Origin of the sequence: Paraburkholderia sp. UCT31 (assembly GCF_014397655.1) — a bacterium.
GTDB classification, from domain to species: domain Bacteria; phylum Pseudomonadota; class Gammaproteobacteria; order Burkholderiales; family Burkholderiaceae; genus Paraburkholderia; species Paraburkholderia tuberum.
The window spans coordinates 253,154-266,485 of record NZ_VZQP01000003.1 but is presented as its reverse complement, the minus strand read 5'-3'; the positions used below and the strand labels follow the sequence as shown (position 1 = coordinate 266,485).

The 13,332-nt window shown below is 64.2% G+C and carries 9 protein-coding genes; 2 read left to right on the top strand and 7 right to left on the bottom strand.

Going from position 1 to position 13,332, the window contains the following annotated elements:
• Positions 1 to 400 (top strand): transposase (locus F6X40_RS03525; protein ID WP_187626832.1); only part of this gene is annotated, 400 nt, incomplete at its 5' end.
• 842 nt (positions 401 to 1,242) lie between these two features.
• On the opposite strand, the gene F6X40_RS03520 is transcribed toward F6X40_RS03525, so the two are convergent.
• The 7 genes from F6X40_RS03520 to F6X40_RS03490 form a co-directional block, all read right to left on the bottom strand.
• Complete coding sequence (locus F6X40_RS03520) at positions 1,243 to 3,033, bottom strand: acyl-CoA dehydrogenase C-terminal domain-containing protein (protein ID WP_187626846.1); 1,791 nt, start codon at positions 3,031 to 3,033, stop codon at positions 1,243 to 1,245.
• Positions 3,034 to 3,047: 14 nt separating this feature from the next.
• Complete coding sequence (locus F6X40_RS03515) at positions 3,048 to 3,995, bottom strand: electron transfer flavoprotein subunit alpha/FixB family protein (protein WP_184064037.1); 948 nt, start codon at positions 3,993 to 3,995, stop codon at positions 3,048 to 3,050.
• 15 nt (positions 3,996 to 4,010) lie between these two features.
• Positions 4,011 to 4,760, bottom strand: a complete 750-nt coding sequence (locus F6X40_RS03510; RefSeq protein ID WP_187626831.1) for an electron transfer flavoprotein subunit beta/FixA family protein — start codon at positions 4,758 to 4,760, stop codon at positions 4,011 to 4,013.
• A 136-nt stretch (positions 4,761 to 4,896) separates the two neighbouring features.
• Entirely contained in the window at positions 4,897 to 6,513 is a 1,617-nt protein-coding gene (locus F6X40_RS03505) for an AMP-binding protein (protein WP_187626830.1), read from the bottom strand.
• 54 nt (positions 6,514 to 6,567) lie between these two features.
• Positions 6,568 to 7,809 (bottom strand): thiolase family protein, encoded by a 1,242-nt coding sequence (locus tag F6X40_RS03500; RefSeq protein WP_187626829.1) that lies wholly within the window; start codon positions 7,807 to 7,809, stop codon positions 6,568 to 6,570.
• Between the two features lie 64 nt (positions 7,810 to 7,873).
• Positions 7,874 to 8,989 (bottom strand): saccharopine dehydrogenase family protein, encoded by a 1,116-nt coding sequence (locus tag F6X40_RS03495; protein ID WP_187626828.1) that lies wholly within the window; start codon positions 8,987 to 8,989, stop codon positions 7,874 to 7,876.
• 55 nt (positions 8,990 to 9,044) lie between these two features.
• Positions 9,045 to 10,301 carry an acyl-CoA dehydrogenase family protein gene (locus tag F6X40_RS03490; protein ID WP_187626827.1) on the bottom strand — a complete coding sequence of 419 codons (1,257 nt, stop codon included), beginning with the start codon at positions 10,299 to 10,301 and terminating at the stop codon, positions 9,045 to 9,047.
• Between the two features lie 328 nt (positions 10,302 to 10,629).
• Between F6X40_RS03490 and F6X40_RS03485 the strand changes: the two genes are divergently transcribed.
• On the top strand, positions 10,630 to 13,281 hold the full coding sequence (locus F6X40_RS03485; protein ID WP_262421349.1) for a LuxR C-terminal-related transcriptional regulator: 2,652 nt from the start codon (positions 10,630 to 10,632) through the stop codon (positions 13,279 to 13,281).
• Positions 13,282 to 13,332 lie beyond the last annotated feature (51 nt).

Genomic DNA, 13,332 nt, shown 5'->3' with positions numbered 1-13,332 from the left:
GTATGCGGCCGTCTCAGTGGCCGATGGCGTGCTCGACTCGCTGATCCTGCCACACGTCAACGGCGCCTGCATGCAGATGTTTCTCGATGAGGTCTGCGCTCGTCATCCCGACGATCGAATCGTGATGATCCTCGACGGCGCCGGATGGCATCAGAGTGCTTCGCTCAGGCTGAACCACAACCTGCGCATGCTCACGCTGCCGCCGTACTCACCCGAGCTCAACCCCGTCGAACATCTCTGGGACGATCTGCGAGAAAAGTCCTTTCATAACCGCGTCTTCGATAGCCTCGATTCGCTAGAACGCCATCTGTGCGACTCGCTTCGCAACCTCGAACTGGACCTTCAACGGGTACGCTCCATCGTCGCATGGCCCTGGATTATTGATTCACTAATGAATTAGAAATGGAATAAGACCACGCCTATTTGTTCAGTTCATGAATCGGTAGCCTTTCATATGCATATGCACATGGCGGCTTCCTGGGCATGCCGAATCTCACCGACGCGGCGCCCCTCCGAAAATTCCGCCCTGTTCCTGCGAGAGCCATCCGCAGGGTGGGGGCAAACGTGGGGGCAAAAATCGATTCCTAACGGAAAAGGACCTACGGCTTTCACCGTAAGTCCTTGATTTTCCTGGTCGGGGCGAGAGGATTTGAACCTCCGACCACCTGCACCCCATGAAAGGAACAAATCTCCCCGAGCTGAAGAGTCTGTTCGCCGTCGCGGCGTGCGGAACCATCCGGCACGGAATAGCGTCCTGTGGGATCCAACATTTTTGCGTATACAAATGCGTATATACGCCATAAATCAACTATTTTTTTAATTTAAAATCAAACACTTGAACTTCATATTCGAGTCCTCTCCTGGCACCACAAGTTCTTCCGGCGTAAGCCGATGTAGTTCGAGAAACCCCGTAAGATCAACGTCTTACGGGGTTTTTTGTTCTCTACGGATCCCTTGCGTTCCACTGACATCGACGTGTCGTGTATCTGGCCGCCGGTTCCTGTCGACGTGAACGTGCCCGCGGCCGACGTGCTCTGCAAGGACGTCACGGGCGAAGGACCAAAGTCGAGCCACGCCCCGCCCACGCTGGTGACGAAACTGCCCGCACTCTGCGCGAAAGCGGTGGTACATATCGCGCCCGGTATCAGGGCAAGGCATGCGATTTTTTCATCATTTTTCTCCCCTTTCTTCGTATAGCGAATTGATAGTTGTAAATCGATCTGTTCCTATAAGTCGCACCGCTCAGAATTGCTCGGCCGCGAGATTCGACGCGCCGGACATGCCGCTGCGGATGGCTTCCGTCAGCGCACCGGTTTTCGGCAGGATCTTGTCGGCGTAAAAGCGCGCGGTCGCGAGCTTGGCCTGGTGAAAGTCCGGATCGTCGCCCGCCGCGCATTGTTTCGATGCGGCGAGCGCCGCGCGCGCCATCTGCCAGCCGCCGCACACGTAACCGGCCAGCATCAGATAGTCGACGGAACTGGCGAGTGCTTCGTCGACCTGCGTCGCAAGCGTGCGCAGCATCCAGCCGGTCGCGTCCTCGAGCGCCTGAACGCCGGTAGCCAGCGCCGTGCCGATCGGCGCGAGCTGCGCATCAGGGCTGCGCGTCAGCTCCAGCGCGACCTCGCGCATCTGCGCGACGAGTTCGGCCATTGCGGCGCCGCGATCCGACGCGAGCTTGCGGCCAACGAGGTCCGCCGCCTGGATGCCCGTCGTGCCCTCGTAAATCGTCGCGATCCGTGAGTCGCGCAGGAACTGGCAAGCGCCCGTTTCTTCGATGTAGCCCATCCCGCCATGCACCTGTACGCCGAGCGAGGCGATCTCCACGCCGAGCTCCGTGCACCATGCCTTCAGCACGGGAATCAGCAGGTCGACGCGCGCTTGATGGCGTACGCGCTCACCGGCGTCCGGATGGCGGTGAGCGTGATCCATGTCGGCGGCCATCACGTACGCGAACGCGCGCATCGCTTCGATCTGCGCCCTCATCGTCATCAACATGCGCCGGACATCCGGGTGATGCACGATCGCGACGGCACTGGCGGATTTGCTCGCCGCCAGCCGTCCCTGAACGCGCTCCTTCGCATATTCGCGAGCCTGCTGATACGCACGCTCCGCGATCGCCAGCCCCTGAATGCCGACCTTCTGGCGCGCTTCGTTCATCATCGTGAACATGTGCGCAAGGCCCTTGTTCTCCTGCCCGACCAGATAGCCGATTGCACCGCCCTCGTCGCCGAAGCTCATCACACAGGTCGGGCTCGCGTGAATGCCGAGCTTGTGCTCGATCGATACGCAGCGCACATCGTTGCGTTGCCCGGCCGAGCCGTCTTCGTTCAGCAGAAACTTGGGCACGAGGAAGAGCGATATGCCCCGCACGCCCTCGGGTGCGTCGGGCGTACGCGCCAGGACGAGGTGCATCACATTGCTCGTCATGTCGTGGTCGCCCCACGTAATGAAGATCTTCTGGCCATGAAGGCGATAGTGATCGCCTTCGGGCACGGCCTTCGTGCGCACGGCGGCGAGGTCCGAGCCGGCCTGCGGCTCGGTCAGGTTCATCGTGCCCGTCCACTCGCCGCTGACGAGGTTGGGCAGATAGCGACCCTTCAGTTCTTCCGAACCATGCTGCCGCAACGCCTCGGTGGCACCCGCCGTCAACAGCGGACACAGCGCGAACGCCATGTTGGATGCGTTCCACATTTCCACCGTGGCCGCATGCAGTAGTTCGGGCAATCCCTGCCCGCCGAATTCGGGGTCGCCGGAAAGACCGCTCCAGCCGCCGGCGGTGAATTGCCGGTAGGCCGCGGCAAAGCCGTCCGCCGCCACGACGCCGTCGTGCGTCAAACGCGCGCCCTGCTCGTCGCCAGGCTTGTTGAGCGGCGCCAGCACTTCGGTCGCCAGCCGCGCGGCCTCCTCGAGTACGGCCTCGGCAAGTTCGGGCGTGGCCTCCTCGAAACCCGGCAGCGACGATACTGCGTCGAGCCCAGCCAGTTCCGTCATCACGAAGCGCATGTCGCGCAGCGGTGCGATGTAGATGCTCATCATGTGCTCCGGTATCAACGCTGTTGCAGTTTGTCCAGTTCACCGGATAACTCCGGCAACACCTTGAAGAGATCGCCGACGATCCAGTAATCGGCGACCTGGAAAATCGGCGCCTCCTCGTCCTTGTTGATGGCGACAATCACCTTCGAGTCCTTCATGCCGGCCAGATGCTGGATCGCGCCGGAGATGCCCACCGCGATGTAAAGCTGCGGCGCGATGATCTTGCCCGTCTGACCCACCTGATAGTCGTTGGGGACGAACCCGGCATCCACCGCTGCCCGCGATGCGCCGACCGCCGCGCCGAGCTTGTTGGCGATGTCCTCCAGCAGCGCGAAGTTTTCGCCGGAGCCCATGCCGCGGCCGCCGGAGATCACGCGCTGCGCAGATGTCAGTTCAGGGCGCTCCGAGCGCGTCAACTGCTGGCTCAGGAAGCGCGAGCCGGAGACATCAGAGGCGGGCGCGAGCGGTTCGATCGTCGCCGCGCCGCCTTCGGCCGGCGCCGCGGCGAACGCTGTCGTTCGCACGGTGACGACCTTGATACGGTCCGCGCTGCGCACCGTCGCGAGCACGTTGCCCGCGTAGATGGGGCGCACGAACGTATCGGCGGACTCGACCGCGACGATGTCAGAGACTTGTGCCACATCGAGCAGCGCGGCGACACGCGGCATCGCGTTCTTCGCGGTCGTGGTGGCGGGCGCGAGCACATGGCTGTACTCCTCGGCCACCGTGACGATGAGCGCGGCAAGATTCTCGGCCAGCGAATGGCCGTAATGCGCGGCATCGGCAATGCGCACGCGGGTCACGCCGGCGATGCGCGCCGCCTGTTCAGCAACTTTCGCGCATTGCGATCCGGCCACGAGGACATGAATATCGTCGCCAAGACGGGCGGCGGCGGTGACGGCGTTCAGAGTCGCACTCTTCAGCGCCTCGTTGTCGTGCTCAGCAATAACGAGTACGGGCATTTTGCTTCCCTCCGGTCAGATGACTTGTGCAACGTTTCTCAGTTTGTCCAGCAACTCCGCGGCGTCGGCCACGCGAATGCCTGCCTCGCGTTTCTGCGGCTCCGCGAGCTTCAGCGTCGTCAGCCTCGGCGCGATGTCGACGCCGAGCGTGTCCGGCGTCACGACGTCGAGCGGCTTCTTCTTCGCCTTCATGATGTTGGGCAGCGTCGCGTAGCGCGGCGTGTTGAGCCGCAGATCGGCGGTGATCACCGCCGGCAAATCGACCTCGATCGTCTCAAGGCCGCCGTCGATCTCGCGCGTCACCGTGGCCTTCCCCGCTTCGACGGTCACTTTCGACGCGAACGTCGCCTGCGGCCAGCCGAGCAGCGCCGCGAGCATCTGGCCGACCTGGTTCGCGTCGTCGTCGATCGCCTGCTTGCCGAGGATCACGAGCTGCGGCTGCTCCTTGTCCACCAGCGCCTTCAGCAGCTTCGCGACCGCCAGCGGTTGCAGCTCGGCGTCGGTCTCGACGAGGATGCCGCGATCCGCGCCCGCCGCCATCGCGGTGCGCAGCGTTTCCTGGCAGCCCTGTACGCCGCACGATGCGACGACCACCTCGGACGCCGCGCCGGCCTCCTTCAGGCGCACGGCCTCTTCCACGCCGATTTCGTCGAAAGGGTTCATCGACAGCTTCACGTTGGCGATGTCGACGGCGCTGCCGTCGGCCTTCACGCGGACCCTCACATTCGCGTCGACGACGCGTTTGACAGGAACAAGTACTTTCATTGCCTACTCCGTTTTTCGAAAAAAAGCGCTCCACCCGGCCGGCCCTGTAAGCAGGCGGGCCCGGATGTCGCATCGTTCGTCTGGAGCACGCGCGGCCTGCTCGCTTGCGGCAGCGCATGCGGGAAGGTCGATCAGGTCACCGAGGCTTGCCCCCCTCCTCGGTGAACACGTTGTCGCGCCGCGCTTCGAACATCTCGACGAGAAAGCGCTCAAGCGGTTTTTCCGACGCGGTCTTCGGGATTTCCGGCACCACCTGCAGCCACGTGATGAGGGAGCTCGCTTCGAGCTTCGCGCGGCAGGCGCGGAACACTTGCTGCGGGTCGAAGCCGGCCGCGTGCCTGGGCACGACGGCAGCGACGACATCCTTCTCGCCGGGCGCGCCGGACGCGGCCTTCACGCCATAGACGTAGACGTCCTCGGCCGCGCCCGACTCGGCAATCACCCTCTCGATCGGCGCCGGATCGATAAACTCGCCGTTGTGGCGAATGCCGCCGCCTTTGCGGTACTCGAAGAAGAGCCAGCCGTTCTCGTCCTCGCGCACAACGTCGCCCATGTACAGCCAACCGTCCTTGCACTTCTTCGCTGAGGCTTCCGGATTGCCGAAGTACTCGACCTTGAACGGCGAGCCGTCCGCCGGCCGGAACAGCAGTTCGCCGGACACGCCGGGGGCACAGTCGTTGCCGTCGTCGTCGACGATGCGGTGTGTCAGGATCGGTACCGGCCTGCCGATGCTGCCGACCGGACCGGTCCCGAGCGGCTTCACGGTGATCCCGCCTTCCGCCGCGCCGTAGAACTCGACGATCCGCACGCCGAAGCGCGCCTCGAACGCATTCCAGATGGCCGCCGGCATGCCCGCCGAAATCACGAAGCGCACGGGGTTATCCGCATCGTCGGGCTTGTTCGGCTCGCTGTAGATCGCCGTGGTCATGCCGCCCAGCAACGTGAACGAGGTGCACCGGTATTTGCGTGCGATGTCCCACAGGCGCGACTTCGTGAAACGGCGTGACAGCACCGCGCGCATGCCCGCCATCAGCGACGCGCCGAGCGTCACGATCTGCGCGTTCGCGTGCGTCAGCGACAATCCCGAGTAAGGCCGGTCGTCGGGCGCGTAGCCGAACAGCGCCGATACCGCCGCCGACGTCCCGCAATAACGCTGATGCGTCATCACGATGCCCTTCGGGTCGCCGGTGGTGCCGGACGTGAAGATCAGCTGCATCGCGGACTCGGGGCTGCCGGTGTCGATGGCTAGTTCGGGAACATGCGCCGGCAGCAGCGCGCGGTACGACGCCACACCCGTGAAATCGGCAAGCGGCTTCGCTCCCTCGTCGGTTTCGAGCCCGATCACCCACTGCAACCGCGCGCGCGAATCCTTGACGGCCATCAGATTGCCGAGCGCGTAGTCGGCGGCGATCACGCCCTTGCACCTGGCGTTCTCGAGCATGTACGCGAGCTTGTCGCCCTTCGCGCGCGGATCGATCGGCACGAACACCGTGCCCGAGATCGAGGCCGCGACCATCGCGTCGACGAACTCCGCGTGATTGGCCATCAGGAGCGCGAAGTGCTCGCCGGGACGCATGCCCTGATCGATCAGCACCTGGGCAAGGCGCTGACCGTTCTCCCAGAGCTGCCGGTAGGTGCGTACTTCATCAGGCCGCACGCCGCCGCCTTCGACAGTCAGCACGTCGAGATCGGGCATCGTCTCGACGCGGTTGGCGATCAGCGCCGCCAGTGTGGTATCGGGTCGGGTGCTCATGACGCTTCATCTCCTTGCAGATGCGGTTCGGTTCGCGGTTCTCACGGCTGCGCCTCAACGTCCGAGAATCGTGATGCTGGCAACGGCCTCTTCCACGCCGCACAACCCGCCGCCGTTCTCCGCGATCGCGATGCGCGCGCCTTCCACCTGGCGTGCGCCCGCTTCGCCGCGTAGCTGCATCACGAGTTCGTAGAGCTGGCCCAGTCCTGTCGCGCCGATCGGATGCCCCTTCGATTCGAGGCCGCCGGACGGATTGATCGGAATCCGTCCGCCGATCGTGGTGTCTCCGCGTTCCGCCGCGACGCCGCCCAAGCCGGGCTCGCATAGCCCGAGCACTTCGGACTGGATGATTTCGCCGATCGCCGTCGCATCGTGCACTTCGGCGACCGACACATCCTGCGGGCCGACGCCGGCCTGCTCATACGCGCTCTGCGAACCGAGCCGGACCAGATGCCGGTCGAGCGCGGTGGCCGGCCTTTCGCTGCCGGTCTGCAGCACGGACGCCAGCACGCGAATCGCTCGCGAGCGAGATCCGTTGAGCAGTTCGAGGCCGGCGGCGCTGCACACGATCGCGGCAGCCGCGCCATCGCTCACGGGCGAGCACATCGGCAGCGTCAGCGGATAGGTGATCGGCGGCGCACTGAGAATCTCGTCGATCGAATACGCCTGGCGGTACTGGGCGAGCGGATTGTGAACCGAGTGCCCGTGGTTCTTCGCGGACACCGCGGCGAACTGGCGCTGCGTCGTGCCGAACTCGCGCATATGCATGCGGCCCATCGAGGCGTAGATATCCATGAACACGCTATAGGGCTTCGGCGATACGCTTGCGGCAGGCGGCTCGACACCGCTGCCCATCTCGAGCAGCCGGCGCGTGCCGTTCTCCGTGTCGTGCACGTCCCACGCGCCGTCGAACGCGCTGAACGTGCGCGCCTTGTCGGTCGAGAACATCTTCTCCGCACCCACCGCAAGCACAATGTCGGCAGCCCCGGCCCTCACGTAGTTCACCGCGAGATGGAACGCCGTGCTTGCGCTCGCACAGGCGTTCTCGACGTTGATCACGGCAATCCTGTCCACGCCCATTGCGCGCAGCGCAAGCTGGCCGCGGATCATGTGCTGGCCCTCCATGTGCCCCTGTGTGGAATTGCCGAAAAACGCACCCTGCAATTGCGCGCGATCGCAGCCGGCGTCGGCGAGCGCGCCTTCCACCGCAGCGCGCGTCAGCGCTTTGACGCTCGTGTCCAGATGCTTGCCGAAGGGCGTCATTCCGACACCCGCCATATACACTTCGTTGGCCATCTCTACTCTCCATCGGTGAAATGTCCGCGCCACGCGTGCGCGACGCAGACGGTCCGGTTCGCTGTCAGACGTGCTTCACTTCGTAGGCCAGATAGCCTTCTTCGGCCAGGGCGGCAACGAGGTTGCGCGCGCCGAACGCTTGCGAGGGCGAAACGAAGCCGGTCGCATGCAGTTGCCCGCGCAGTACGCGGCGTACCGCTTCCGCGCCGAGCACGCCGGTTTGCGCATAAGGGGAGTTGCCGCGCAGCACCACGCTGACGGAGTTCGTATTGCCGCGCCCCTGGCATGACAACGTGCAGCGGTTGACATCCGGGTTCTCGCGCGCAGGTTCGACCTGCGTCACGGCCTTGCCCCACTCGTTGGTGACTTCTTCCTGCCTCGCCGCATCGAGCTGCCGGCACTCTTGCTCGAACTTCTTCAGGAGGCCGATCACGCCGTTGAAGCGCTCCTGATTCCTGAACGACACGAGCGTCTGGCAGTTGCGCACGCGCGGATCGTCTTCGTACCAGATCGGCTCGCCGCCGCCGCTCCAGGGCAATGCATTCAGCAGTACGTGCTCGCCCGGCACGTGCACCTGGTACGACGTCGCCCACGGCCACTGCACCAGTTCGTTGTTGCGCAGATAGAACTGCGGCTGCGTGCACATCCGCAGGAACGACATCGTCGATGCGACGCTCACCTCCGAATCGCCGAGATAGAGCATGTCGAGCGTGTCGATGCCCGGCGTCTGAAGCGCGATCTCCGCGGCGAGATTGCCTTCCGTCCACATGTACGAGTTGGCCGGACACAGCGCGAGATCCTTCGCGGCGAAGGATGGTCCGTAGGTGCGCTTGAGCAGCGACATCCAGTCGGTTTCGCCGGTCGCGTCGAAGTAGTGGCAGCCGGCCGCAAGGCTCGCCTCGACGACAGGACGGCCAAGCTGCATGAACGGCCCGACGATGTTGATCACCGCCTTCTTGCCCTTGAACAGCTCGGTGAGCGCGCCGGTTTCATGCTCGAGCGCCACACACTGATAGTCGTGTCCGGCAAGCTCGGGCACCTTCGCCATTTCCTCCGCCAGCCGCTCCTTGTTACGACCCGCGGCAATGAACGGGATCCCGCGTTCGGCGAGCTTCCATGCCGTGAGCTTGCCCGTGTAGCCGCTTGCTCCGTAGAGCACCACTTCGTAAGCCGTTGCCATTTCCTTGTCTCCGTCCTTTAGTCATCCATTCAGTTGTGCAGTCGTCCGCCGCCGTTCAGAGCAGTTCCGGATCGATCAGGTAGTAGCCGCCCTTGATCGCAAGAATTTCGTTGCAGCCGTCCTCGATCAGCGACGCACGGGCATCGCGCCAGATCTTTTCGATCGGGTACTCGCGCGTGAGTCCGTTGCCGCAGAAGATCTGCAGCGCATCGTTGGCGACTTCGAATGCAGTCTGGGTCGCGGTGATCTTTGCCGTCATCGCCGCATGCAGCGATGGCTGCGGCGCGGTGAAGTTGTAGTGGACGACGCGATGCGCGAGTGCGCGGGACGCCTCCACTTTCCGGAACATATGAAAGAGCCGCGACGCGACCGACTGATGCCGGATGATCGGCAGGCCACCCTGCTTGCGTTCGTGCGCGTAGGCGAGCGCAAGCTCGAACGCGGCGCGGGCGGTGCCGGTAAATACCGTCGCCATCACCGCGTTGGCGAGCGAGTGGATCGCGTAGACCGCGTCGAGATACTGATCGCGACCGGCGAGAAGGTGGTCCTTCGAAAGCGTGACGTTCTCGAAAAACAGTTCGCCCTGATTGAGCGCGCGCTGACCGATCTTGTCGAGCGGCTTGCCGCGCGACACGCCTTTGGCATCCAGCGGCACGATGACCACCACGCCGCGCTTCGTGTCGACGCCGAAGCCGCTGTCCGCCGCGCAGTAGAGAATGCACACGTCCGCGGAGATACCGTTGGACACCCATGCGGACTTCTGCCCATTGACGATCACTTCGTCGCCGCGCAGCGTCGCGACGCAGTTGGGCCGGCCGTACGTGCCCTGCGAATGGAAGATCATGCCGTTTGCGTCGAGCATGTCGGAGCCGTGATCGGGCTCCGTGATCGCCCAGCAGCCGAGCTTCTCGTCCGGCGTCAACGCGCGGCAAAACGGGTTGTTGAACATGGCTGACATCAACGCGGGAAGAAGACCCGCGCCATACGTAATCGCCAGTCCCGAATCACCCCAACCGAGTTCCTCGAACAGAATGCACATCGTCTTCGCCCGTTCGGCGGGTTCGAGCTCGAGCAGCCCGTCGACACCGAATCCCAGCTCGACGAATTTCGCGCGTGCGTCCCAATACGGCGAACCCTGCGCAATCACCTGTTCAGGCGTCATGCGATCGAGCTTGACGCCTGTCGGGCGCAACACTTCTTTCGCATAGCGATGGACCGTCTGCTGGACCATCTGACCCATTTCCGATAATTCGGGCTCCGCACCGAGCGGTCCGAGTTTGTGCGCTGCAATGTGACTGGATGTGGCTGACATGTCTCCTCCTTCGAGGTGGTTGGGCGTATCATTTCGTGAGCAGCGCACTGGCTTCCGTGTTGCCCGGCAAACCATCCGGGCATGATCGGCCGGCGCACACCGAGGTCCGGCTGGCTCAACTTCGATCTCCTCTATGGAATCCATGATGTCCCAGCGCCGCGCCGAGCCATATCCCCCTTACAGGGGGCGCGGGAGCAGGAATGGGCGATGCAGCCAGCGTCAATCCGAACACCCGGAGCAGCCGATGCACGTACCTGAAGCAGCGCCCCTCAAGAGGCCGCCTCCCTTTCTTGCCACGAAGGTTTTTCCGCCGCGCCTGCCCGCGGGATTGATTGATCGGCCCCGGCTCGTCAGTCTTGCCGAGCAGACCGAAAACAGTCGGCTGACAGTCATCAAGGCACCCGCCGGCTATGGCAAGACGTCGCTCGCGCTCACCTGGCTCAGCCGGCTGCGGGCGAGCGGCGCGCAGATCGCATGGCTCGCGCTCGACAGCGAGGACGACGAACCGGCGCGCTTCTTCCATCATGTGGCGCGGGCGCTGCACAACGCCTGCTGCAATGTCGGCGCTTCGGCAATCGGCCTCACGACAGAGGCGTCGCTGGTTCCCGCGCACGCCGTCGTATCGACGCTGATCAACGAGCTCGTCGACGTCGACGACGATGTCTATCTCTTCCTCGACGACTATCACCTGATCAGCCTTCCCGCGATTCACGAAGCGATGTCGTTCTTCATCGCGAACGCGCCATCCAATGTGCACGTGGTGGTGTGTACGCGCACGGACCCCGCGCTGCCGCTCGCGAGGCTGAGGGCGCAAAACGATCTGATGGAAATCGACGCGTCGGCGCTGCGTTTTAACTTCGACGAAACGTGCAGCTTTGTCGAACACGCATGCCCCGGCAAGCTGCGCGCCACGGGCGTCAAGTCGCTGTTCGCGAACACCGAAGGGTGGGCCGCGGCGTTGCGCATTTCGGCGTCGGTGCTATTGCGGGAGGAAGCCAAACTGGGCTGGGAACCGGCTGTGCCATCCGGCGCGTCCCGGCCGTTTGCGGCCTACCTCCAGGACATACTCGAACGCCTGCCGCCCAGGATGGTCGAGTTCATGCTGCGCACAGCGATACTCGAGCGGCTAACCGCGTCGTTGTGCGAAGCGCTGACCGGCGCCGAATCCGGCCAGGCGATGCTGGAGACGATCGCCGCGCGCCAGTTGCTGCTGGAGCCGATGGATCTGGAGGGACACTGCTTCCGCTACCACCACCTGATGCGCGAGTACTTGCGCCAGCGGCTGGAAACGCAGTATCGCGATGAGGTGGCGGACCTGCATCGCCGCGCGTGCCAGTGGTATGCGGAGCAGGAACAGTGGACCGACGCCGTCAGGCACGCGATCGCCGCGGGCGCGACCGACGAGGCGATCTCGTTGATGGGCCACTGCGCGATGGCGCTCGTCAAGAAAGGCGATCTGCTCACGCTGCTCGGCTGGCAACGGCGGTTTCCGGCAGATCTCATGCGCGGACAGGTCAAGGTCACGCTTGCGATCGCTTGGGGCATGGCGCTCGCGATACGTTCCGACGAGGCGCTCGCGATGCTGGACGCGATCGAGCGCGACGCCGGCGCGAACGCCGACCCCGGCAACATCCGCTGGGAATGCCAGGTGATCCGCGCGGTGGTAGCGGCGCTGCAGGACGATCCGCAACGGGCGCTCGCGATCGCACAGCCGTGCCTCGAGCGGCCGTCGAACGACCTCTGGACCACGAATGTCGCGTCCAACGTCGTGCGCTTCGGGCACTGGAAAGCGGGCAACCTCGACGCGCTCCATGCGACGCCGTGGATCCCCTATTCGCTCGAAGAAGACCAGCGTAATGTGTTCGCTTCGGCCTACCGGCTCTGCCTGCTCGGCCATGCGGAGATGCAGCAGATGCACTTCGGGTTGGCGGAGCGGTATTTCATGGAGGCGCTGCAACTGGCCGAGCTTCATGCCGGTCCGCAATCCATCTCCACCGCGTTGTGCGCGCCGATGATCGCGCAGATCAGATACGAGCAGGGCCGGCTGGACGAGGCCGAAGCATTGCTTGCCGATCTTATGCCGGTGATCGAGCTGGCTGTCCTGCTGCTCGACAGCACGTTGATCGCCTACCGGTTGCTCGTCCGGATCGCAGCCGCGCGGTCCAATACCGCGCAAGCCTACGCGTTGCTCGATCAGGGACAGGCGCTGGGACACGCGCGCCGCTGGGACCGGCTGGTCGCGGCCGCCCTCGTCGAGCGCACGCGGCTCTATCTGGTGGAAGGAAGAACGGCGCAAGCCGCCGGATGTGTCGCGCAACTGAAGCAGTTTGCGGCCGCCGGCTCCGCCCCTTCGGGCACCGTCTCGTCAGAGACGCAGACCTATCACGCACTCGGCGCGGCTTATGTCGCGATGGCCGGGAAGCGACCGCAAGACGCTGTCGAGGCACTGACCGTCGCGCTGCAGGGCGCCAATGCACGGCATGCCGACTATCTCGCGCTGCGGCTACGAACCGTGCTTGCGCTTGTCTGGCTGAGTGCGAACGAACGGGCCCGCGCCGTCGAAATCTTTCGCGAAGTCCTGAAGGACGCCGCGGCAGCCGGTATCTACCAGTCGATCATTGACCTGTGTCCGGAAATCGGCTCGCTGCTGCAGGCTGTTCGCGACGACACGCACCCGAGCGCGCAGTCGCAGGACATGCTGCGCTATATCGATCATTTGCTCGACGGCTGGCGCGCACTGTACCAGCGGGACAGGAAACCCGAACTCGACACCGAGCGGGCGTCTCTGAGCGCACGGGAACGCAATATCGTCGGCCTGATCGCAGAGGGGCAGTCGAACAAGGAAATCGCGCGCACCCTCGGCATTGCGCCGGAAACCGTCAAGTCGCACGTGAAGAGTATCTTCGTGAAGCTGTCGGTCGACAAACGCGCACAGGCGGTTGCGCGCGCGCAGGCGCTGGGGCTCGTCGGGAGCGGCTAGCCCTGACGGCTGAAACCACGCACGCAAAGAGCAGCGCGATCATGACCACGA

Excerpts from the sequence above, each read along its gene's own strand:
- F6X40_RS03520 (WP_187626846.1), bottom strand. The coding sequence starts at position 3,033 with ATGAGCATCTACATCGCACCGCTGCGCGACATGCGCTTCGTGATGACG.
- F6X40_RS03515 (WP_184064037.1), bottom strand. The coding sequence starts at position 3,995 with ATGCCCGTACTCGTTATTGCTGAGCACGACAACGAGGCGCTGAAGAGT.
- F6X40_RS03495 (WP_187626828.1), bottom strand. The coding sequence starts at position 8,989 with ATGGCAACGGCTTACGAAGTGGTGCTCTACGGAGCAAGCGGCTACACG.
- F6X40_RS03490 (WP_187626827.1), bottom strand. The coding sequence starts at position 10,301 with ATGTCAGCCACATCCAGTCACATTGCAGCGCACAAACTCGGACCGCTC.
- F6X40_RS03505 (WP_187626830.1), bottom strand. The coding sequence starts at position 6,513 with ATGAGCACCCGACCCGATACCACACTGGCGGCGCTGATCGCCAACCGC.
- F6X40_RS03500 (WP_187626829.1), bottom strand. The coding sequence starts at position 7,809 with ATGGCCAACGAAGTGTATATGGCGGGTGTCGGAATGACGCCCTTCGGC.
- F6X40_RS03510 (WP_187626831.1), bottom strand. The coding sequence starts at position 4,760 with ATGAAAGTACTTGTTCCTGTCAAACGCGTCGTCGACGCGAATGTGAGG.